The sequence below is a fragment of the Nocardia jiangsuensis genome, assembly GCF_042650385.1.
Taxonomy (GTDB): Bacteria; Actinomycetota; Actinomycetes; order Mycobacteriales; family Mycobacteriaceae; genus Nocardia; species Nocardia jiangsuensis.
Window position 1 is genome coordinate 1 of record NZ_JBHSAX010000011.1, and the last position, 20,479, is coordinate 20,479.

19 protein-coding genes and 1 pseudogene are annotated in these 20,479 nt (G+C 71.9%); 11 read left to right on the plus strand and 9 right to left on the minus strand.

What is annotated here, in order from left to right:
- The 4 genes from ACFO0B_RS11410 to ACFO0B_RS11425 form a co-directional block, all read right to left on the minus strand.
- Positions 1-1,501, minus strand: a 1,501-nt coding sequence (locus tag ACFO0B_RS11410; RefSeq protein ID WP_378612371.1) for a condensation domain-containing protein, incomplete at its 3' end; no start/stop codon positions are given.
- Between the two features lie 382 nt (positions 1,502-1,883).
- A complete protein-coding gene (gene cobM / locus ACFO0B_RS11415) occupies positions 1,884-2,630 on the minus strand; it encodes a precorrin-4 C(11)-methyltransferase (RefSeq protein ID WP_378612372.1) in 747 nt (248 codons plus the stop codon).
- A 79-nt stretch (positions 2,631-2,709) separates the two neighbouring features.
- On the minus strand, positions 2,710-3,135 hold the full coding sequence (locus ACFO0B_RS11420) for a PPOX class F420-dependent oxidoreductase (RefSeq protein WP_378612373.1): 426 nt from the start codon (positions 3,133-3,135) through the stop codon (positions 2,710-2,712).
- Positions 3,136-3,145: 10 nt separating this feature from the next.
- On the minus strand, positions 3,146-4,105 hold the full coding sequence (locus tag ACFO0B_RS11425; RefSeq protein WP_378612374.1) for a LysR family transcriptional regulator: 960 nt from the start codon (positions 4,103-4,105) through the stop codon (positions 3,146-3,148).
- Positions 4,106-4,199: 94 nt separating this feature from the next.
- Between ACFO0B_RS11425 and ACFO0B_RS11430 the strand changes: the two genes are divergently transcribed.
- Together ACFO0B_RS11430 and ACFO0B_RS11435 are read left to right on the plus strand one after the other, a co-directional pair.
- A complete protein-coding gene (locus tag ACFO0B_RS11430) occupies positions 4,200-5,579 on the plus strand; it encodes an MFS transporter (RefSeq protein ID WP_378612375.1) in 1,380 nt (459 codons plus the stop codon).
- Between the two features lie 82 nt (positions 5,580-5,661).
- Positions 5,662-6,408: a 3-hydroxybutyrate dehydrogenase gene (locus ACFO0B_RS11435; RefSeq protein ID WP_378612376.1), complete on the plus strand. Its 747-nt coding sequence runs from the start codon at positions 5,662-5,664 to the stop codon at positions 6,406-6,408.
- 67 nt (positions 6,409-6,475) lie between these two features.
- Here ACFO0B_RS11435 and ACFO0B_RS11440 read toward each other — a convergent pair whose 3' ends face one another.
- Entirely contained in the window at positions 6,476-7,072 is a 597-nt protein-coding gene (locus tag ACFO0B_RS11440; protein WP_378612377.1) for an SACE_7040 family transcriptional regulator, read from the minus strand.
- A gap of 85 nt (positions 7,073-7,157) precedes the next feature.
- Here ACFO0B_RS11440 and ACFO0B_RS11445 point away from each other — a divergent pair, with 85 nt between their 5' ends.
- The 7 genes from ACFO0B_RS11445 to ACFO0B_RS11475 all read left to right on the plus strand — a co-directional run bounded on the left by ACFO0B_RS11445 (position 7,158) and on the right by ACFO0B_RS11475 (position 16,674).
- Positions 7,158-8,765, plus strand: coding sequence for a carboxyl transferase domain-containing protein (locus ACFO0B_RS11445; RefSeq protein WP_378612378.1), 1,608 nt, complete (start codon positions 7,158-7,160; stop codon positions 8,763-8,765).
- A gap of 5 nt (positions 8,766-8,770) precedes the next feature.
- Entirely contained in the window at positions 8,771-10,966 is a 2,196-nt protein-coding gene (locus tag ACFO0B_RS11450) for an acetyl/propionyl/methylcrotonyl-CoA carboxylase subunit alpha (protein ID WP_378612379.1), read from the plus strand.
- Positions 10,963-12,123, plus strand: coding sequence for an acyl-CoA dehydrogenase family protein (locus tag ACFO0B_RS11455; protein ID WP_378612380.1), 1,161 nt, complete (start codon positions 10,963-10,965; stop codon positions 12,121-12,123). The genes ACFO0B_RS11450 and ACFO0B_RS11455 overlap by 4 nt, the downstream gene beginning before the upstream one ends.
- Complete coding sequence (locus tag ACFO0B_RS11460) at positions 12,120-12,605, plus strand: MaoC family dehydratase (RefSeq protein ID WP_378612381.1); 486 nt, start codon at positions 12,120-12,122, stop codon at positions 12,603-12,605. The genes ACFO0B_RS11455 and ACFO0B_RS11460 overlap by 4 nt, the downstream gene beginning before the upstream one ends.
- A complete protein-coding gene (locus ACFO0B_RS11465; protein ID WP_378612382.1) occupies positions 12,602-13,417 on the plus strand; it encodes an HpcH/HpaI aldolase/citrate lyase family protein in 816 nt (271 codons plus the stop codon). The genes ACFO0B_RS11460 and ACFO0B_RS11465 overlap by 4 nt, the downstream gene beginning before the upstream one ends.
- Entirely contained in the window at positions 13,374-15,374 is a 2,001-nt protein-coding gene (locus ACFO0B_RS11470) for an acetoacetate--CoA ligase (RefSeq protein WP_378612383.1), read from the plus strand. Before ACFO0B_RS11465 ends, ACFO0B_RS11470 begins: the two co-directional genes overlap by 44 nt.
- 67 nt (positions 15,375-15,441) lie before the next feature.
- The gene (locus ACFO0B_RS11475) at positions 15,442-16,674 is read left to right on the plus strand and encodes a TetR/AcrR family transcriptional regulator (RefSeq protein WP_378612384.1); all 1,233 of its coding nucleotides are present in this window, start codon (positions 15,442-15,444) and stop codon (positions 16,672-16,674) included.
- Position 16,675: 1 nt separating this feature from the next.
- Here the strand turns inward: ACFO0B_RS11475 and ACFO0B_RS11480 are convergent, their stop codons facing one another.
- Entirely contained in the window at positions 16,676-17,068 is a 393-nt protein-coding gene (locus ACFO0B_RS11480; RefSeq protein ID WP_378612385.1) for a YybH family protein, read from the minus strand.
- Between the two features lie 123 nt (positions 17,069-17,191).
- Between ACFO0B_RS11480 and ACFO0B_RS11485 the strand changes: the two genes are divergently transcribed.
- Positions 17,192-18,064, plus strand: a complete 873-nt coding sequence (locus ACFO0B_RS11485; protein ID WP_378612386.1) for an aldo/keto reductase — start codon at positions 17,192-17,194, stop codon at positions 18,062-18,064.
- Positions 18,065-18,113: 49 nt separating this feature from the next.
- On the opposite strand, the gene ACFO0B_RS11490 is transcribed toward ACFO0B_RS11485, so the two are convergent.
- Positions 18,114-18,311, minus strand: coding sequence for a hypothetical protein (locus tag ACFO0B_RS11490; RefSeq protein WP_357025467.1), 198 nt, complete (start codon positions 18,309-18,311; stop codon positions 18,114-18,116).
- A 341-nt stretch (positions 18,312-18,652) separates the two neighbouring features.
- Here ACFO0B_RS11490 and ACFO0B_RS11495 point away from each other — a divergent pair, with 341 nt between their 5' ends.
- On the plus strand, positions 18,653-19,846 hold the full coding sequence (locus ACFO0B_RS11495) for a hypothetical protein (protein WP_378612387.1): 1,194 nt from the start codon (positions 18,653-18,655) through the stop codon (positions 19,844-19,846).
- A gap of 124 nt (positions 19,847-19,970) precedes the next feature.
- On the opposite strand, the pseudogene ACFO0B_RS11500 reads toward ACFO0B_RS11495, so the two are convergent.
- Positions 19,971-20,147, minus strand: a pseudogene (locus ACFO0B_RS11500) (type II toxin-antitoxin system RelE/ParE family toxin); the annotation flags it as partial.
- Between the two features lie 78 nt (positions 20,148-20,225).
- Complete coding sequence (locus tag ACFO0B_RS11505; RefSeq protein ID WP_233020628.1) at positions 20,226-20,438, minus strand: MbtH family protein; 213 nt, start codon at positions 20,436-20,438, stop codon at positions 20,226-20,228.
- Positions 20,439-20,479: the final 41 nt, after the last annotated feature.

Genomic DNA, 20,479 nt, shown 5'->3' on the forward strand with positions numbered 1-20,479 from the left:
AGGACAGACTCGTCCCCTCGAACCGCAACGCCGTTCGCTCCGGAGTGCGCGCGATCTGCTCGTCCAGCAACGCGACCAGCGTCGTCGTCGGAACGTCCTGCTCGGCGTCGTTCCACTCGACCAGCGTCCGCTCCCGCTCCTCGGCGGTGGTCGCGGGCAGACTCCAGACCTCGGTGTCGGCGTCCGCGGCGAGGAATCGCTGGAAGAACTCCAGGAATCGCCCGTGGTGCGTACGGCCCTCGTCGGAGCTGTAGAGATTCGGGTTGGTCTCGAAGTCGATGTGCGTGTGGCTACCGGTCGTGGACTGGTAGAAGTTGACGCCCAGATCCTCGATGCTGCCGGTGGAGAGCACGTTCAACCGGCCGGTCATCTCGCCGAGCACGATCTCGCTGTGGAACAGCATGATGTTGACCCACGGCCCGAAGAACTCCGTGGTCACCATGCCGTCGCCTGCCGCGTCGCGGCGGATGTCCTCGTGCCGGTAGCGCTGGTGCCGGAGCGCGCCGGAGACCTCGACCTGGACCCGCTTGAGCAGGTCGGCCACCGTGCTGTCGTATCCGACGGCGAGCCGCAGCGGCACGATGTTGGAGGTCACGCCGCCCGCGCGGCGCATGGCGGCGGTGGTCCGCGCGGTCACCGGGAGGCTGAGGATGACGTCCTCGGCGCCGGTGAGCTGGGCCAGGTAGGCGCCGAAGGCGGCGATGAGCAGCCCGGCCGGGGTGTTGTCGTGCTTGGCGACGGCGGCGGCGAGCAGATCGTCCTGCTCGTCGGTGAGCGCGGCGCTCGCCACGTTGTTCAGCGCCGACGGCGGGGCGGAGCGCCCGGTGAGGCTGGTCCCCTCCTCCAGGCCTGCGACCCGCGCGGCCCAGTACTCGCGGTCCGAGTCGAAGCGGGAGCTGTCCCGGTAGGCGATCTCGGCGTCGTACAGGGTGCGCAGCGGGGTGGCCTTGGCGGCGGCGGGCTCCTCGCCGCGCGTCTCGGCGGTGTAGAGCTCGGCGATCCTGGCCACGTAGTTGGTGGCGGCGAGGCCGTCGAGGGCGATGTGGTGGATCCGGGTGTACCAGTACCAGCGGTGCTCGCCGAGCTGCAGCGCGGCGGTCTTGATCAGCCGGTCCGCGACGATGTCCAGCGGGCGCGAGTACTCGGCGCGCATCCACTCCGCGGCGGCCGCCTCCGGGTCTTCGGCACCGCGCAGGTCGACGTACTCCTGCTCGGAGGAGAGCGAGGGATCGACGCCCTGCAGCGGCTCGCCGTCGCGCTCGATGATCCGGAGGTAGCCGGAGCCGGTCTCCAGCGAGGCGCGGATGCTGACCTGCAGCAGCAGCTCGGGGTCGAGGTCGCCGTGCAGATCGACGTACTGCGCGATCGTGACGGGGACCTGCGGGTCGACGTGCTGCGCGTACCAAATGCCCAGCTGAGCAGGCGAAAGCGGGAAGTACTCGACGGCATCTCCCCGAGTGTCACCAGTTTCGTCGTTTCCGCCGAAATCCAGCCGGTCCAACCGTAACCTCGCTTCCGGAACACCGCGTGAGCGCTCCCCGACGGCACCCGAAGAGGCGCCCACCCGTCACCGCGGGGCGCCTTCCGTCTCCGGATCCAGTTTCATCTCAATCAGGCAATAATCTTCGTAGGCAATATCTGTCTGCCCCGGTGCGCCCGTTACACGGGCGCGAACGCCTCCACCGCATCGATCTCGCTGCTGACCACCGATCCAATCTACCGTCGCGGCGAGTGCCCGACCAACCAATACCCGAACACCGCAGATAGCAATCACCTATTCGCCCCGGCCGGGCGGGTGCGCGGCGTTCAGTGGGCTGCAACGGCTGGTCGCGGGTGTTATCCGGCTCACAGCGGGATCGATAGCCGATCGGATGCCGCCCGGCTCACAGCCGGGCGCGGCCCGGGTCGTAGAGGTGTGACTGCACGCACTCGACCGCGGGCGCCAGCGCCCGGCCGACCAGGATCACCGCCGCCTGCCGCAGCCCGGCCCCCTCGACCCGGGTGGCGATATCGCTCAGGGTGCCGCGCAGGATCAGCTGGTCCGGCTGGCTGGCCCGGTAGACCACCGCGGCCGGGCAGTCCGGGCCGTACTCCGCCGCCAGCTCCGCCGCCAGCTCCCTCGTCCTCGTGATCGCGAGGTGCAGCGCGAGCGTCGCCCCGGTCGCCGCGAAACTCCGCAGCCGCTCCCGCTCCGGCATGGCGGTGGAGCGCGCCTGCGCGCGGGTGAGCACCACCGACTGCGCCAGCTCCGGCACGGTGAGCTCGGCGCCGAGCGCCGCCGCGGCCGCCGCGTACGCCGGGACGCCGGGGGTCACGTCCCACGGGATCCCCAGCCGGTCCAGCCTGCGCGCCTGCTCGGTGAGCGCGGAGTACACCGACGGGTCGCCCGAGCACAACCGGGCCACATCACTGCCCCCGTCGTGCGCCGCGCTGATTTTCGCCACGATGGCATCCAGATCCAGGCGCTGGGTGTCCACCAGCTCCGCCTCCGGCGCGCAGTGCGCCAGCACCGCCGGGTCCAGGTAACTGCCCGGGTACAGGCAGACCGGGCTGCTCCGCAGCAGCTCCACCGCCCGCACCGTCAGCAGGTCCGCCGCCCCCGGGCCCGCGCCGATGAAGTGGACTGTCATGCGGGGCAGTGTAGAGACGCACTCGCTCGCGCCCGTCGCCGCAGCCGAACGCACCGCGGTGCTGGAATGCCAGCTCGGCCTATGCGGTGGCGTCGAAGTGGGCGATGATCTTGGTGGGGCGCACCCGGACGACCAGCTCTCCGGGAACCCCGTTCCGCTTCCCGAACTCCTCGGCCCGCTCGGCCCCCATGTAGCGCCCACCGATCTCGGTAGCGGTGCGGAGCAGCTCGGCGGGGTCGTCGGAGAGGGTGACGGTGCCCTGGATCTGCACCGAGGCGTAGGGGAGCTCCTCGAGGTCGACGCAGAGGGCGATGCGGGGGTCGCGGGCGAAGGCTTTGCCCTTGGCGGTGTCGCGGCCGGTGTTGAAGACCAGCTCGTCGCCGTCGACGACGAACCAGATGGGCGAGACCACGGGGCGGCCGTCGGAGGCGACGAAGGCGACCTTGCCGGTGCGGGTGCCGTGCGCGAGGAAGTCGCGGACCTGGGGATCGCTGAGTGAGGTCATGCGAGCAAGCCTAGGAACGGTCCCCGAGATTTCCCAGCAACTCGTCGCGGCTGTGTTCGACCCGGGCGCGGATGGCGGCGACCACCTCGGCGACCTCCGGCCTGCGCAGCGTCTCGTGCCGCGCGACCAGCCAGTACGAGAGCCGGACCACGACCTCGGCGGCGAGCACCCGCTCCAGGTCCGGGTGGCGGTCGGCCATGAAGCAGGGCAGCAGCCCGAGCCCCGCCCCCGCCCTCGTCGCCTCGACGTGCACGAAGACATTGGTCGAGCTCACCGATTCGCGCATGGTGGGGACGACGGCGGGGGCCAGGTCGAGGTCGTCCACCTGCAGCATGGAGTCGATGAAGTAGACCAGCGGGTAGCGCGCGAGGTCGTCGACGGTGCCGGGGCGGCCGAACTCGGCCAGGTACCCGCGGGAGCCGTAGAGCCGCAGGCAGTACTCGCCGAGCCGCAGCGCCTCGGCCCGGTGCACCTGCGGCTGCCCGACCACCACCTCCAGGTCCAGCCCGGAGCGCTGCACCGAGGCGCGGCGGGTCGCGGTGACCAGCTCCACCGAGATGCCCGGGTGTCTGCGCCGCACCTCGGCGACGGCGGGGGCCGCGAGGTAGCCGCTGAACCCGTCGGTCGAGGAGATCCGGACGACGCCCTCCAGCACCCGGTGCTGGCCGCCGCGGTTCAGCGTGCGCACCGCCGCGTCCACCGCCTCGGCGGCGCCGAGCGCCTCCCGGCCCAGGTCGGTGAGTTCCCAGCCACCGGCGACCCGGTTCAGCACCCGGCCGCCGAGGTCGTGCTCCAGCGCGGCGATCCGGCGCGAGACGGTGGTGTGGTTCAGCCCGAGTTCCTCGGCGGCGGAGACGAAGCGGCCGCTGCGGCCGACGGCGAGCAGCACCAGCAGATCGTCGGCGCTCGGCCGGCCCCGACCCGGATTCATGTCTGCATTCTCGCAGATGGGAGGTGCGGTTCTGGGCATTGCGGTGCATGGTTTCGCGCACGAATACTCAGGAAACACTCAGTGTGCGCCCGGTCACAATGCGAGCCGAGCCGGGGTGAACGAAGGAGTTTCGATGAGCGTAGGCAGCGCGGCCGGCGATCCCGGCTACGCACCGAGCAACCTCCGGCGGGTGGTGGCAGCCTCGATGGCGGGCACCGTCGTCGAGTGGTACGAGTTCTTCCTCTACGGCACCGCCGCGACGCTGGTGTTCAGCAAGGTGTTCTTCCCGGCGGGCACCAGCGAGCTGGACGCCATCCTTGCCGCCTTCGTCACCTACGCGGTCGGCTTCGTCGCGCGCCCGCTCGGCGGCATCGTGTTCGGCCACTTCGGCGACAAGTACGGCCGGAAGAAGCTGCTGCAGTTCAGCCTGGTGCTGGTCGGCGCGGCCACCTTCCTGATGGGCTGCCTGCCGACCTTCGGGCAGATCGGGTACTGGGCGCCTGCGCTGCTCGTGCTGCTTCGCTTCCTGCAGGGCTTCGCGGTCGGCGGCGAGTGGGGCGGCGCGGTGCTGCTGGTCGCCGAGCACAGCCCGAACCGGGATCGCGGCTTCTGGGCCAGCTGGCCGCAGGCAGGCGTGCCCGCGGGCAACCTGCTGGCGACCGTGGTGCTGCTCACCCTGACCAGCACGCTCTCCGACGCCGCCTTCCTCTCCTGGGGCTGGCGCGTGGCGTTCTGGCTCTCCGCGGTGGTGGTGCTGGTCGGGTACTACATCCGCACCAAGGTCACCGACGCGCCGATCTTCCTGGAGGCGCAGCAGGAGGCCGAGGAGCTGAAGAGCAGCTCGTTCAGCGCGGTCGAGGTGCTCAAGCGGTACCCGCGCGGGGTCTTCACCGCCATGGGGCTGCGGTTCGGCGAGAACATCATGTACTACCTGGTGGTCACCTTCACGATCACCTACCTCAAGGTGCAGGTCGGCATGGACACCTCGGACATCCTGTGGTGGCTGCTGATCGCGCACGCGGTGCACTTCGCAGCGATTCCGCTCGTCGGGCGGGCCAGCGACCGGATCGGCAGGCGGCCGGTGTACCTGGTCGGCGCGGTGCTCGGCGGGACCTGGGGCTTCTTCGCCTTCCCGATGATGAACAGCGCGCACCACGTCGTCGTGCTGCTCGCCATCGTGATCGGGCTGGTGTTCCACGCGCTCATGTACGCGGCGCAGCCCGCGATCATGGCGGAGATGTTCCCGACCCGGATGCGCTACTCCGGCGTCTCGCTCGGCTACCAGGTGACCTCGATCGTCGCCGGTTCGCTGGCGCCGATCATCGCGGTCCGGCTGCTCGACACCTTCGACTCCTCGGTGCCGATCGCCGTGTACCTGGCCGTGGCCTGCGCGATCACCGCCGTCGCGGTGCTGGTGGCGCGCGAGACCAGGGGCGCCGACCTCGCGCAGATCGATGCCGACGACGCCGCGCAGCTGGCCGACGAGGCGAAGACGGCGGTGACCGCCCGATGAGCGACGCTGCGACGGGCCGCGCCGGGGCGGCGGGCTCCGCACGGGCCACGGCGGCGGTGGGCCGCCCGGCCACGGGATCGCGATGAGCCCGCTGGCCGGGAAGACCGCGCTGGTCACCGGCGGGGCGAGCGGAATCGGCGCGGCCTGCGCCCGCGCCCTCGCCGAGCGCGGCGCGCGGGTGACGGTGGCGGACCGCGACGAGACCGGGGCGAAGGAGGTGGCCGCCGAGATCGGCGGCACCGCCTGGGCGGTCGACCTGCTCGATGTCACCGCGTTGGAGACGCTGGAGCTGGAGACCGACATCCTGGTCAACAATGCCGGGGTGCAGCACGTCGCGGCCATCCCGGACTTCCCGCCGGAGCGCTTCCGGCAGATCATGACGCTCATGGTGGAGGCGCCGTTCCTGCTGGTCAGAGCGGCCCTGCCGCACATGTACCACAGCGGTGGCGGGCGGATCGTGAACATCTCGTCGGTGCACGGGCTGCGCGCCTCGGCGTACAAGTCGGCCTACGTCACCGCCAAGCACGCGCTGGAGGGGCTCTCCAAGGTCACGGCGCTGGAGGGCGGGCCGCACGGGGTCACCAGCAACTGCGTGAACCCGGGGTACGTACGAACACCGCTGGTGGACAAGCAGATCGCGGACCAGGCGGCGGCGCACGGGATTCCGGAGCGGGAGGTGGTGGAGAAGGTGCTGCTCACCGAGAGCGCGATCAAGCGGCTGGTGGAGCCGGCGGAGGTCGCCGCGCTGGTCTGCTGGCTCGCCTCCGCCGACGCGGGCATGGTGACCGGGGCCTCCTACACCATGGACGGCGGCTGGAGCGCCAGGTGATCCGGCCGCCGGGCGCGATTCGCGCGCGCGTCCGGCGCCGGTGAGCCGCCGAGGCGGCCCGGGCGGCTCAGCCGCCCAGCGCCGCCAGCGCCATGCGGCGGAGCACCGGCCGGGCACGGACGGCGGTGGCCCGGCTCGCGCTGTGCGGGGTGGAGTTCATCAGGCCGAAGGCGGCGTGCGCCTGCACCCTGGCGCTCTCCTCACCGAGGCCGGGGCGCAGCGCGCACAGCACGCCGACCCAGACCTCGACGTAGCGACGCTGGGCGCGCCGGATCTCCCGGCGCGGCCCCGGCGGGACGGCGTCCAGATCGCGGTCCTGGATCCGGATGAGCTCCGGCTCGCCCAGCGCGAAGTCGAGGTGGAAGTCGACCAGCGCGGCCAGCGCGGCGCCCGGCTCGGCACCACCGCCCGCCACCGCGCGGCCACCGGCGAGCAGCCGCTCGGATACCTCGGTGAGCAACTCGACGAGCAGCGCCTCCTTGGAGGCGAAGTGCCGGTACACCGCGGGCCCGCTGATCCCGACCGCGGCGCCGAGATCGTCCAGCCGGACCCCGGCGAAGCCGCGATCGGCGATCAGCCGGCCCCCGGCCCGCAGCAGATCGCTGCGACGCTGCTGCTTGAGCTGCTCGCGCCGGGTCGGCACCGCGGGCTCGACGGTCACCACGCACCTCCTGTGGACAAAGTCGGTTAATCCAGATTAACCTGAAAAACAGTTAACAGCGATTAACCGACACGGAACGGGATGCACCATGACCGGCACACTGGAGCTCGGGCTCGACAACCGGGCGGCGCACCGCGCGCTCGTCGACGAGCTGCGCGAGCGGCTGGCCGCGGCGGCACGGGGCGGCCCGGAGAAGGCGCGGCAGCGCCACCTCGACCGGGGCAAGCTGCTCCCCCGCGACCGGGTGGACCGGCTGCTCGACCCCGGCAGCCCGTTCCTGGAGATCGCGGCGCTGGCCGCGGACGGCATGTACGGCGGCGACTGCCCGGCCGCCGGGGTGATCGCGGGCATCGGCCGGGTGTCCGGGCGGGAGTGCGTGATCGTCGCCAACGACGCCACGGTCAAGGGCGGCACCTACTACCCCATGACGGTGAAGAAGCACCTGCGGGCGCAGGAGATCGCGCTGCAGAACCACCTGCCCTGCATCTACCTGGTCGACTCCGGCGGCGCGCACCTGCCGCACCAGGACGAGGTCTTCCCCGACCGCGAGCACTTCGGCCGGATCTTCTTCAACCAGGCCACCATGAGCGCCGCCGGGATCCCGCAGATCGCCGCGGTGCTCGGCTCCTGCACCGCGGGCGGCGCCTACGTGCCCGCCATGAGCGACGAGGCGGTGATCGTCCGCAACCAGGGCACCATCTTCCTGGGCGGGCCACCGCTGGTGAAGGCGGCGACCGGCGAGGTCGTCACGGCCGAGGAGCTGGGCGGCGGCGAGCTGCACAGCAGGGTCTCCGGCGTCACCGACCACCTCGCCGAGGACGACGAGGACGCGCTGCGCATCGTGCGCCGGATCGTCGGCACGCTCGGCCCCGCGCCCGAATCACCCTGGCAGGTCACCCGATCGGTGGCCCCGGCCGCGCCGGAGGACGAGCTCTACGACGTGGTCCCGACCGACCTGCGCACCCCCTACGACGTGCGGGAGGTGATCCACCGGCTGGTCGACGCCGAGCCGGACGCCCCCGAGCGGAGCAGCTTCGGCGAGTTCAAGGCCGAGTACGGCAAGACCCTGGTCACCGGCTTCGCCCGGCTGCACGGCCACCCGGTGGGGATCGTGGCCAACAACGGCGTGCTCTTCGGCGAGTCCGCCATGAAGGGCGCGCACTTCGTCGAGCTCTGCGACAAGCGCAAGATCCCGCTGCTGTTCCTGCAGAACATCACCGGCTTCATGGTCGGCCGCGACTACGAGGCGGGCGGCATCGCCAAGCACGGCGCCAAGATGGTCACCGCGGTGGCGTGTGCCCGGGTGCCCAAGCTGACCGTGGTGATCGGCGGCTCCTACGGCGCCGGCAACTACTCCATGTGCGGGCGCGCCTACTCGCCGCGCTTCCTGTGGATGTGGCCCAACGCCAGGATCTCGGTCATGGGCGGCGAACAGGCCGCCTCGGTACTGGCCACGGTGCGCGGCGACCAGCTCGACGGCTCGGGCCGGCCCTGGTCCGAGCCGGATCAGGAAGCCTTCAAGGCCCCGATCCGGGAGCAGTACGAAACCCAGGGCAACCCCTACTACTCGACGGCCCGGCTCTGGGACGACGGGGTGATCGACCCGGCCGACACCAGAACGGTGCTCGGCCTGGCGCTCGCGGCCTGCGCGCAGGCACCCCTCGCCCCGGTCTCCTACGGCGTCTTCCGGATGTGACGGCCGTGACCTCCCTCTTCGATGCCTCCGCCGGCACGGCGTTCGACACGGTCCTGGTCGCGAACCGGGGCGAGATCGCGGTCCGGGTGATCCGCACGCTGCGCGCGCTCGGGCTGCGCTCGGTGGCGGTGTACAGCGACGCGGACGCGGACGCGGCGCACGTGCACGCGGCCGACGTCGCGGTCCGGCTCGGGCCCGCGCCCGCCCGGGAGAGCTACCTCGCCGTCGACCTGGTGGTCGCGGCGGCGGTGCGCACCGGGGCCGGTGCGGTGCATCCCGGGTACGGCTTCCTCTCCGAGAACGCGGCCTTCGCGGCGGCGCTGGAGGCGGCGGGGATCGTGTTCCTCGGGCCGCCGGCGCGCGCCATCGAGGTGATGGGCGACAAGATCACCGCCAAGAAGACCGTGACGGCGTTCGACGTGCCGGTGGTTCCCGGTATCGCCGAGCCGGGGCTGACCGACGCGCAGCTGCTGGCGGCCGCGCCGGGGATCGGGTTCCCGGTGCTGGTCAAGCCATCCGCCGGGGGCGGCGGCAAGGGGATGCGGCGGGTCGAGGACCCGGCCGAGCTGCCCGCGGCGCTGGTCAGCGCGCGGCGCGAGGCCGCGGCGGCGTTCGGCGACGACACGCTGTTCCTGGAGCGGTTCGTCACCAATCCGCGCCACATCGAGGTGCAGGTGCTCGCCGACGCGCACGGCGCCGTGCTGCATCTGGGCGAGCGGGAGTGCTCGCTGCAGCGCAGGCACCAGAAGGTGATCGAGGAGGCGCCGTCGCCGCTGCTCGACGCGGCGACGAGGGAGCGGATCGGCGCCGCCGCCTGCGCCACCGCGCGCAGCGTCGGCTACCGGGGCGTCGGCACGGTGGAGTTCATCGTGTCGGCGGACCGGCCGGACGAGTTCTTCTTCATGGAGATGAACACCCGGCTGCAGGTGGAGCATCCGGTGACCGAGCTGGTGACCGGGGTGGATCTGGTGGAGTGCCAGGTCCGGGTCGCCGCCGGGCAGCCGCTGGTGGTCGCGCAGGGCGATATCGCGCTCACCGGGCACGCCGTCGAGGCGCGGGTGTACGCGGAGGATCCGGGGCGGGCGTTCCTGCCGACCGGCGGGCGGGTGCTCGCCGTCGCCGAGCCCGCCGGGGTGCGGGTGGATTCCGGGTTGCGCGCCGGGACGGTGGTCGGGAGCGACTACGACCCGATGCTGGCCAAGGTGATCGCCTTCGCCGACGACCGGGGTGCGGCGCTGGCCGGGCTGGATCGGGCGCTTGGCGAGACCGTGGTGCTCGGACTGGGGACCAATGTGGAGTTCCTGCGGTTCCTGCTCGCCGATCCGGATGTGGTCGCCGGGAACTTGGACACCGGGCTGCTCGACCGGCGGGTCGGGGATTTCGTGCCCGCGCAGGTGAGCGATGACGAGGTGGTGGCCGCCGCGGTCGCGGACTGGCTGGCCATGCAGCCGGGGCCGGGGGCCGGGCCGTGGGCGCAACCGTCCGGGTGGCGGCTTGGCGTTCCCGCACCGGTCGTGACGCGGCTCGCCGCCGACGGGGTCACCCGCGAGGTGCGGATCACCGGGACGCCCGATGCGGCCCGGGTGCGCGTGGACGACGGCCTCGACCTGACGCTCACCGCGTCAGCGTCCCCGATCACGGACGCGGGCGGCTACCGCGCGGCACCTACCCGCGGCACGGCGCCCCCCGGTGGCACGACACTCACCGGCGGCACAGCACTTACCGGTGGCACGACACTCACCGGTGGTGCGGAGCACGCCGGGGGGCCGCGGTGGACCGGCGGCACGGCAGCTGCCGCGGGGATACCAGGCGTCACCACCCTCACCCTGACCCTGGACGGTGTCCGGCACGAGTACCTGGTCGCCGCGGCGGGCGGGCAGTACTGGCTCGCCGGCCCGGCAGGCACCAGGCACCTGCGGCGCGCGACCTCCACCGCCCTGCGCGGGGCGGGCGCGCACCAGGGCGACGCCGAGATCCGCAGCCCCATGCCGGGTTCGGTGATCGCAATCGGCACCGCGGCCGGTACCGAGGTGGCCGCAGGCGACCCGGTGGTCGTGGTCGAGGCCATGAAGATGGAGCACACGCTCACGGCGCCGGTCGCAGGCACCGTCGAGCTCCTGGTGACGCCGGGCACCCAGGTCCGGCTGGACCAGGTGCTCGCCCGCATCACCGCGTCGACGATCGAAGGACTACCCGCATGACCGATTTCCTCGCCACCGGCTCGCTACCGGAGGACTACCGCGACCTGGCCATGACCGTGCGCGAATTCGCCCGCGCGGTCGTCGCCCCGGTCTCCGCCGAGCACGACGCCGAGTCCAGCTTCCCGTACGAGGTGGTGGCGGGTATGGCCGAGATGGGGCTGTTCGGGCTGCCCTTCCCGGAGGAGTACGGCGGCATGGGCGGCGACTACTTCGCGCTCTGCCTCGCCCTGGAGGAGCTGGCCAAGGTCGACCAGAGCGTCGCCATCACGCTGGAGGCCGGGGTCTCGCTCGGCGCCATGCCGATTTACCGGTTCGGCACCGAGGAGCAGAAGCGGCACTGGCTGCCGCAGCTCACGGGCGGCCGCGCGCTCGCCGCCTTCGGGCTCACCGAGCCCGGCGCCGGCAGCGACGCGGGCGGGACGAAGACCACCGCCGTCGTCGACTCCGGCGAGTGGGTGATCAACGGCAGCAAGCAGTTCATCACCAACTCCGGCACCGACATCACCCGGCTGGTCACCGTCACCGCCGTCACCGGAACCACCGGGGGCAAGAAGGAGATCTCCACCATCCTGGTCCCGGCCGACACCCCCGGATTCGTCGCCGGACCGGCCTACGACAAGGTCGGCTGGAACGCGTCGGACACGCACCCGCTGAGCTTCACCGACGTCCGGGTGCCGGAGGAGAACCTGCTCGGCGAGCGCGGCCGCGGCTACGCCAACTTCCTGCGCATCCTGGACGAGGGGCGGATCGCGATCGCCGCGGTCGCGGTCGGCGCGGCCCAGGGCTGTGTGGACGAGAGCGTCCGATACGCGGGCGAGCGGGACGCCTTCGGCAAGCCGATCGGGCGCAACCAGGCCATCGCCTTCAAGATCGCCAGGATGGAGGCGCGGGCGCACACCGCGCGCACCGCCTACTACGACGCCGCCGCGCTCATGCTGTCCGGCAAGCCGTTCAAGAAGCAGGCGTCGATCGCGAAGATGGTGGCCAGCGAGGCCGCCATGGACAATGCCAGGGACGCGACGCAGATCTTCGGCGGCTACGGTTTCATGAACGAGTACACGGTGGCTCGGCACTACCGGGACAGCAAGATCCTGGAGGTCGGCGAGGGTACGACGGAGGTTCAATTGTTGCTGATCGCCAGGGAGCTCGGCCTGTGAGCGCGCCGAAGCGGGTCACCCAGCGCGGGCTCTGGTTCGAGGAGTTCGAGATCGGCGTGATCTACGAGCACCGGCCGGGGCGCACCGTCACCGAGGCGGACAACGTGCTCTTCACCACGCTCACCATGAACACCCAGGCGCTGCACCTGGACGCCGCCTTCGCCGACGCGCAGCCGCCGTTCAACCAGCGGCTGGTGAACTCGATGTTCACCCTCTCCACGCTGATCGGGCTCTCGATCGCGCAGCTCACCCAGGGCACCCTGGTCGGCAATCTCGGATTCTCCGAGATCGCCTTCCCGAAGCCGGTCTTCCACGGCGACACGCTCTACGCCGAGACCGTCGTCACCGAGAAGCGGCTCTCGAAGAGCAGGCCGGGCGAGGGCATCGTGACCCTCGCGCACACCGGCTACAACCAGCACGGCGACGTGGTCGTCACGGCCGTGCGGAAGACCCTCGTTCGCACGAAGGAGACAGCGGCATGACCGACGTGACCGGCCCGGGGTGGCTCTTCTGCCCGGCCGACCGCCCGGATCGCTACGCCAAGGCGGCCGCCGCCGCCGACGTGGTGATCCTCGACCTGGAGGACGCGGTCGCCGCCGCGGACAAGGAGTCCGCCAGGGACGCGCTGCTGAGCACCCGGCTCGACCCGGCGACCACGGTGATCCGGATCAACGGCGCCGACACCGAGCACTACGCGGCCGATCTCGGCGCGGTGCACCGCACCGACTACCGTTCCGTCATGCTGCCGAAGGCCGAGTCGCCGGAGCAGCTGCGCGCACTCGACGGCTTCGACGTGATCGCGCTGATCGAGTCGCCGCGCGGCGCGCTGGCCGGCGAGCGGATCATGGTCGAGCCGAACGCCGTCGGGATCATGTGGGGCGCGGAGGATCTGGTGGCCGCGCTGGGCGGGCAGTCGACCCGCCGCCCCGACGGGAGCTACCGGGATCTGCCGAGGCACCTGCGCTCGAGCACGCTGCTCGCGGGCAAGGCGGCGGGCAAGTTCGCCCTCGACGGGGTGTACCTGAACATCCCCGACCTGGACGGGCTGCGCGAGGAGGCGCTGGACGCGGTCGCCGTCGGCTTCGACGCCAAGGTGGCCATCCACCCGAGCCAGATCCCGGTGATCCGCGGCGCCTACGCGCCGTCGCCGGAGGATCTGGACTGGGCGCGCCGGGTCCTCGCCGAGGTGCCGAACCATCGCGGCGTCTTCCAGTTCGATGGCCGGATGGTGGACGGGCCGGTGCTCCGGCATGCCGAGCAGATCGTGCGCCGTGGCGGCGCAGCGAGCGACTGAGGAGACAGCAGTGGAACCACAGTGGGTGCCCGCCGAGCGCGATATCGCCGCCGCGCGGATCACCGATTTCGCCCGGTTCGCCGGGGCGCGGGCCGGGCGCGAGTTCGACGGTTACCCCGCGCTCTGGCAGTGGTCGGTGGACGACCTGCCCGGCTTCTGGCACACGCTGTGGGACTACTTCCGGCTCGGCGAGATCGGCGGCGAGGTACTGGCGAGCCGCGAGATGCCTGGCGCGCAGTGGTTTCCCGGCACCAGGATCAACTACGTCGACCAGGTGATCCGCGCGCTGAACCCGGAGCGCCCGGCCATCGTGCAGATCACCGAGGAGCGCGCGCCACGCGAGGTCTCCTGGGCCGAGCTGATCGACGTCACCGCCGCCTTCGCGCGCACCCTGCGCGAGCTCGGCGTCGGCGCGGGCGACCGGGTGGCCGGGTACCTGCCGAACATCCCCGAGGCGATCGTCGCCTTCCTGGCCACCGCCAGCATCGGCGCGGTCTGGAGCGCGTGTGGCCAGGACTACTCGCCCAAGGCCGCGCTGGACCGGCTCGGCCAGCTGGAGCCGGTGGTGCTGGTGGCCGCCGACGGTTACGCCTACGGCGGGAAGACGCACGACAAGCGGGCGGATCTGGCCGCGGTGCGGGCCGGGCTGCCGACGCTGCGCGGCACCGTCGTCGTCCCCCGGCTGGGGCTGCCGGTCGATGACGTCACCCCGTGGGCCGACGCCGTCGCGATCACCGAGGCGCAGCCGCAGGTGATCACCACCGAGCCGGTCGACTTCGACCACCCGCTCTGGATCGTCTTCTCCTCCGGCACGACCGGGCTGCCGAAGGGCATCGTGCACGGCCACGGCGGGGTGCTGCTCGAGCACCTGAAAGCCGTCGCGCTGCACGCCGACATCGGCCCGGACGACACCTTCTTCTGGTACACCAGCCCGAGCTGGATGATGTGGAACTTCCAGGTGGCCGGGTTGCTCACCGGCGCGACGGTGGTCACCTACGACGGCAGCCCCACGCACCCCGACCCCGGCGCGCTCTGGCGGATCGCCGCCGAGACCGGGAGCACCGTGCTCGGCACCAGCCCCGGCTACGTGCTCGCCTGCATCAAGGACGGGCTGGTTCCGCGCACCGCCTTCGACCTCTCCGCGCTGCGCACGGTCGGCATCACCGGCTCCTCGCTGCCGCCCGCCTCCTCGGCGTGGATCGGCGCGAACGCCGGTGACCACGTGCAGGTCTCGTCGATCAGCGGCGGCACCGACGTGGTCAGCGCCTTCGCAGGCGGCACCCGGACGGTTCCGGTGTGGCCGGGCGAGCTCTCCGCGCCGTACCTCGGGGTCGCGCTGGACGCCTTCGACCCGGACGGCGAATCGGTGCGCGACGAGGTCGGCGAGCTGGTGGTGACCGCGCCGATGCCGTCCATGCCGGTGCGGTTCTGGAACGACCCGGACGGCCACCGCTACCACGACGCCTACTTCGACACCTTCCCCGGCGTCTGGCGGCACGGCGACTGGATCACGCTGACCGGGCACGGCAGCGTGGTGGTGCACGGCCGCTCGGACTCCACGCTGAACCGGCACGGCATCCGGATGGGCAGCGCCGACATCTACCAGTCGGTGGAGCGGCTGCCGGAGATCACCGAGGCGCTGGTGATCGGCGTCGAGCAACCCGACGGCGGCTACTGGATGCCGCTCTTCGTCACCTTGGCCCCCGGCGCCGAACTCACCGACGAGCTGCGCGCCAGGATCGCGAGCGCCATCCGCACCGAGGTCTCGCCGCGGCACGTGCCGGACGAGGTGATCGTCGCGCCCGGCATCCCGCACACCCGCACCGGCAAGAAGCTGGAGGTGCCGATCAAGAAGTTGTTCCAGGGCGCCGAGGCGGGGCGGGTGGTCGAGCGCAGCGCGGTCGACGATCCGGAGCTGCTGGACTGGTACGCGGGGCAGCGGCCGTCCGCGAAGTGATGCGCGGACGGCGGATCCGGTCGGCACATCGGCGGGCAACCGGGGGCCGTACCGATACCATGTCGGCATGAGTGTCGACAATCGCCGCAGCACGCGCAAGGCGGTCACCGGCGACCCGGCACCTCGGGAGATCCGGCGGCGGCCGAAGAACCGGCGCGCCCAGATCGCGGCGACCTCGGCGGCCGCCTTCGGCTCGCTCGGCTACCACGGCGTCAGCATGGAGGACATCGCCACCGCGCTCGGCATCAGCTCGGCCGCGCTGTACCGGCACTACCCCAGCAAATACGCGCTGTTCCAGGAGGAGCTGCTGCGGGTCGGCGGCGCCATGACCGCGGCGGTGCGGCTGCCGGACGACCTCACCGACGCGCCCCCGCGCACCCGGCTCGAGCACGTGCTGGAGGCGCTGATCAGCACCACCATCGAGAACCGCCCGACCGTCACCCTGGTGCGCTGGGAGGGCCGCTACCTGGAGCCGGACGATCTGGCGCTGCTGAACGCGCAGCAGCTGACGGTGCTGCGCGCGCTCGGCACCCAGGTGGCCGCGCTGCGCCCGGAGCTCTCCGAGACCGACGTCCGGGTGCTCTGCATCGCCATCCTGAGCGCCGTCACCAGCATCGCCGACCACCACGCCGCGCTGCCGGTGAAGACCATCCAGCGGCTGCTGAGCAGGGCGGCCATCGCGCTCGCCGCCGTCGAGCTGCCGCCCGCGGTCGCCACCGAGCTGCCCGCCCCGGTCGAGATCCCGGATTCGTTCAAGCACGAGCTGCTGCTGCGCAAGGCGGTCGAGCTCTTCCACGCGCGCGGCTACCCGAACGTCAGCGTGGAGGAGATCGCGACCGCGGCCGGGCTCTCCGCCGCCTCCGCGGTCTACCGCTTCTACCGGGGCAAGAGCGACCTGCTCGCCGCCGCCTTCCGGCGCGCGGCGGACCGGGTCTCCGGCGCCGTCGGCCCCGCGGTCGCGGCGAGCACCGACAGCGCGGACGCCTTGGATACGCTGATCAGGCAGTACGTGGCAGGCTCCTTCGCCGAGCGCGCGCTGACCTTCGTCTACTACACCGAGTTCCAGCACGTGCCCGCCGATGAGCGCACGGTGCTGCGCAATATCCAGCGGCTCAGCGTCGAGGAGTGGGCCCGGCTGGTGCGCGACGTGCGCCCCGAGCTCAGCTCCGCCGAGACCCGCTTCCTGGTGCACGCCGCCTTCGCCCAGGTGGTGGATCTCGGCCGGGCCTTCGACACCGACCCGGCCGGCTCGCCGGAGCGGGTCTGCCTGCTCATGCGGGCCATCCTCTTCGGGGCCTGACTCAGCCCTCCAGCGGGTACGAGTGGTGCTCGTGCGCGATCAGCCAGCGGCCGCCCTCGTGCCGTAGCCCGAGCGTGATGCGCAGGCGGCGGTCCGGGTGCGCGGCCAGCTCGTCGGGGGTGGCGCAGTGCAGCAGGGCGTGCGCGAAGGCGACGTCGGCGCCCGCGGTGACCTGGAGCTCGACGATCTCGAAGCGGGCGCCGCTCGCGATGAACTCGAAGAACGGCGGCCAGGACGCGCGGTACTCGGCGGCGCCGCGGACGCCGTTCTGCGGCGGCGGGACGTCGAACATGACGATGTCGTCGGTGTGGTTCGCCAGCGTGGCCGCGAGATCGCGGGCCTGGATGCCCGCCACCCAGTTCTCGATCACGGTGCGGATCTCGTGCTCGGACATGGTTCTCCCTTCCTCCCCTGTTCCGACGCGGCGGGCGGCCCGGATTCATCGGCGCGGGACCGGGAACATCCGAGCCGCTCCCCCGGTTGCGACCGAGGGGTATCGACGACGAGAGGATCTGTGATGAGCACCGATGTGGAGTCCCGGCCGGCCGATGCGTCCGGCACCTTCGCGCTCGGCGGCGACCTGCCGGTCAACCGGCTCGGGTACGGCGCCATGCAGCTGACCGGCGAGGGCGTCTGGGGTGACCCGCGCGACCCGGCGGAGGCGGTGCGGGTGCTGCGCCGCGCCGTCGAGCTCGGCGTGAACTTCATCGACACCGCCGACTCGTACGGGCCGTTCGTCAGCGAGCGGCTGATCCGCGAGGCGCTGCACCCGTACGCCGACGACCTGGTGATCGCCACCAAGGGCGGGCTCACCCGCTCCGGGCCAGGCGACTGGCGGCCGGTCGGCCGCCCCGAGTACCTGCGCCAGCAGACCGAGCTGAGCCTGCGCCACCTCGGCGTCGACCGGATCGACCTCTACCAGCTGCACCGGATCGACCCGAAGGTGCCGCTCGCCGACCAGCTCGGCGAGCTGGCGCTGCTCCGCGAGGAGGGCAAGATCCGGCACATCGGGGTCTCCCAGGTGAACGTGGAGCAGCTGCGCGAGGCGCGCGAGATCGCGCCGATCGTCTCCGTGCAGAACCTGTACAACCTGGCGAACCGGGCGGACGAGGAGGTGCTGGAGTACGCCGAGGCGGAGAACATCGCCTTCATCCCGTGGTTCCCGATCGCCACCGGCGAGCTGGCCAGGCCGGGCGGGCCGCTGGACGCGATCTCCGTCGAGCACGGTGCCTCGCCTGCCCAGCTGGCGCTGGCCTGGCTGCTGCGGCGCTCGCCGGTGGTACTGCCGATTCCGGGCACCTCGACGGTGGCGCACGTGGAGGAGAACATCGCGGCGGCCGGGATCACGCTCTCCGACAGCGAGTTCGAGACGCTCAGCAACGCCGCGTAGGGCCGCCGTACCCGGCGCCGCCCCTCATGCGGCGCCGGGTTCGCGCCGGTCAGGCGCGGGCGGTGTCCCGATAGGCACCGTAGGAGAAGGCGGCGGCGGCCAGGAACTGCCTGCATCCGGCGCCGTGCCCGGCGTGCACCGCCAGGACGAACCGAGCGCGCGCGGCATCCAGCGGCGGCGGCTCGGCGGCGCAGTCGCGGCTCTGCATCAACCACAGTTCGCGGGTATCCGGTGCGAGTACGTCCATGGTCCACCTCCGATGTTGCTCGATGTGTGCACCCGGCGCCGTGGTGGCGCGGGAGGAGCCGGGGGCGGCTGGATCGGACCGCGCGCGGGCTCCGGTCGAAAAGGGCGTCCACCGTAAGGGTTCGGGCACAACCCCCGGCACCGGGTGCGCTTTCAAGGGTGCACGCGGCGAGTACGCGCAAACCAGTCCCGAATACGGTAATTGCGAGTACTTTTCGCTTGTAAGGACCGGTTGGGGACGAGGCGGCACCTATGCTCGAAGTCGACTGGAGGGGTGAACACGTCAAGGCGCTGCGCGCGGCAATGCGACGCAGCCGTTACGAGTTCGCCCGTCTGGTGGGAGTGACACCACGCACCGTGGGGTTGTGGGAGAACGGCCGCACCACGCGGATGCACGATGCGAGCAGGCGCTTGCTGGATCGGGTGCTGGCCGAGGCGGATGCCGAGGCGCGGGCCCGGTTCACGCAGGCAATCGCCGAACCGGAACCCAAGCTCGAAAGCGGGCTCGACAAGGAAGTCGAGGACGATGTGAGAAGGCGTGAACTACTGACCTATGCCGGTGTCGGAATCGCCGGCCAGGCCGCGGCGCTCGTCGCCGCGGAACCCGAACGCATGCTCGCGGCGCTGGACGCGGGCTCGATCAGCGAGCGCAGGCTGCTGGTCCTCGAGGAAACCGCCACCCACCTCGGCACCCGCGCGGTGCAGGTGCCGCCGCGCGAGCTGCTGCCGGGCGCGCTGGAGCAGTTCCGCATCGTGCGCGGCTGTCTCGCCGAGCGGCAGACCACAGCGGCGCAGGCCAGACTGGTGCGCACCGCGGGAAGGCTGGCGACCGTCGTGGGCGAGATCCTCTTCAACGACGGGCATTTCGGCCAGGCCAAGATGTGGTACACCACCGCCGCGCACGCCGCGCAGGACATCGGTGACCGCTACACCGAGGACATCGCGCTGGCCGGCGCAGGCTACCTGCCCACCTACAGCGACCGCCCGCGCGACGTGCTCTCGCTGCTCGCGCCGCGGCTCGCGCAGAACCCGGACCGCGGGCCCGCCACCGCCTGGCTCTGGAGCCTGGCCGCGCGGGCGCACGCCGAACTCGGCGAAGCCGCCGATTTCGCGCGCTGTATCGACCGGGCCGCCGGCGCGCTCGCGGTGGCGAAGCCGGAGGAGATGCCGCTCGGCATCTTCTCCTTCCGGCCGGAGAAGCTCGCCTTCTACCGGGCCATCGGCTCGGCCCGGCTCGGGCTCGTCGACCAGACCGAGCAGGCCGCCGCCGAGGCGCTCGCCGCCTACGACCCGTCCGAGACCATGGAGCCCGCGCTGGTGCGCTTCGAGCACGCCACCGCGCTGCTCGCCGGGGGCGAGGTGGACGAGGCCTGCGCCGTCGCCACCGCCGCCATCACCGGGCCGAACACCTACGTCGGGCTCACCGTCGCCAAACGCGCCCGCCGCTTCGACTCCACCCTCGGCACCCGCCGGGGCGGGGCCGTCACCGAGTGGCGCGACCGCATGACCACCGCCACCGGCGACCGGCGGGCGTGATCGTTCGCTCTCAGGCGGAGCGCAGGGGCCGGATCGCGGCGAGCACGTCGGCCAACCGCTCGCTCGTGCCGAAGTAGCGGGCCGGCCGCAGCGCGGTGTCCGGGGTGAACCGGCTCCATCGTCGTCATGTCGACTCCTCCTCTCGGTGATAGTCGACGATTTCGACGTCGGCCGCACCCGCGGTGGTCCACCGGAAGCAGATCCGCCACTGTTCGTCGACCCGGATGCCGTACTGCCCGTCACGATCCCCGGACAACTTCTCCAACCGGTTACCCGGCGGAACACGCGAATCGTCGACGGTTGTCGACGCAAAGCGTTATGGGGTCGGGGCGCGCGGGCGGAAGGGGGATGTGGCCCGCGCGCCCCGCATTCGGGTGGATCAGGGGGCGTTCATGGCGGTGATGAGGGAGTTGGGGCGCATGTCGAGCCAGTGGGTTTCCACGTAGTGCAGGCATTCGCGGCGGGCGGCGGCGCCGTGCGCGACGGTCCAGCCGCCGGGGACGGCGGCGAAGACGGGCCAGAGGGAGTGCTCGCCCTCGTCGTTGATCAGGACGTAGAACTGGGCATCGTCGTCGTCGAAGGGGTTGTTCATCGGGTGCGAACTTTCTGCCGGAGGAACGGGGTGTCGGGGGT

Excerpts from the sequence above, each read along its gene's own strand:
- cobM (WP_378612372.1), bottom strand. The coding sequence starts at position 2,630 with ATGACAGTCCACTTCATCGGCGCGGGCCCGGGGGCGGCGGACCTGCTG.
- ACFO0B_RS11420 (WP_378612373.1), bottom strand. The coding sequence starts at position 3,135 with ATGACCTCACTCAGCGATCCCCAGGTCCGCGACTTCCTCGCGCACGGC.
- ACFO0B_RS11425 (WP_378612374.1), bottom strand. The coding sequence starts at position 4,105 with ATGCCCAGAACCGCACCTCCCATCTGCGAGAATGCAGACATGAATCCG.
- ACFO0B_RS11430 (WP_378612375.1), top strand. The coding sequence starts at position 4,200 with ATGAGCGTAGGCAGCGCGGCCGGCGATCCCGGCTACGCACCGAGCAAC.
- ACFO0B_RS11435 (WP_378612376.1), top strand. The coding sequence starts at position 5,662 with ATGAGCCCGCTGGCCGGGAAGACCGCGCTGGTCACCGGCGGGGCGAGC.
- ACFO0B_RS11445 (WP_378612378.1), top strand. The coding sequence starts at position 7,158 with ATGACCGGCACACTGGAGCTCGGGCTCGACAACCGGGCGGCGCACCGC.
- ACFO0B_RS11455 (WP_378612380.1), top strand. The coding sequence starts at position 10,963 with ATGACCGATTTCCTCGCCACCGGCTCGCTACCGGAGGACTACCGCGAC.
- ACFO0B_RS11465 (WP_378612382.1), top strand. The coding sequence starts at position 12,602 with ATGACCGACGTGACCGGCCCGGGGTGGCTCTTCTGCCCGGCCGACCGC.
- ACFO0B_RS11470 (WP_378612383.1), top strand. The coding sequence starts at position 13,374 with ATGCCGAGCAGATCGTGCGCCGTGGCGGCGCAGCGAGCGACTGAGGAG.
- ACFO0B_RS11475 (WP_378612384.1), top strand. The coding sequence starts at position 15,442 with ATGAGTGTCGACAATCGCCGCAGCACGCGCAAGGCGGTCACCGGCGAC.
- ACFO0B_RS11480 (WP_378612385.1), bottom strand. The coding sequence starts at position 17,068 with ATGTCCGAGCACGAGATCCGCACCGTGATCGAGAACTGGGTGGCGGGC.
- ACFO0B_RS11485 (WP_378612386.1), top strand. The coding sequence starts at position 17,192 with ATGAGCACCGATGTGGAGTCCCGGCCGGCCGATGCGTCCGGCACCTTC.
- ACFO0B_RS11490 (WP_357025467.1), bottom strand. The coding sequence starts at position 18,311 with ATGGACGTACTCGCACCGGATACCCGCGAACTGTGGTTGATGCAGAGC.
- ACFO0B_RS11505 (WP_233020628.1), bottom strand. The coding sequence starts at position 20,438 with ATGAACAACCCCTTCGACGACGACGATGCCCAGTTCTACGTCCTGATC.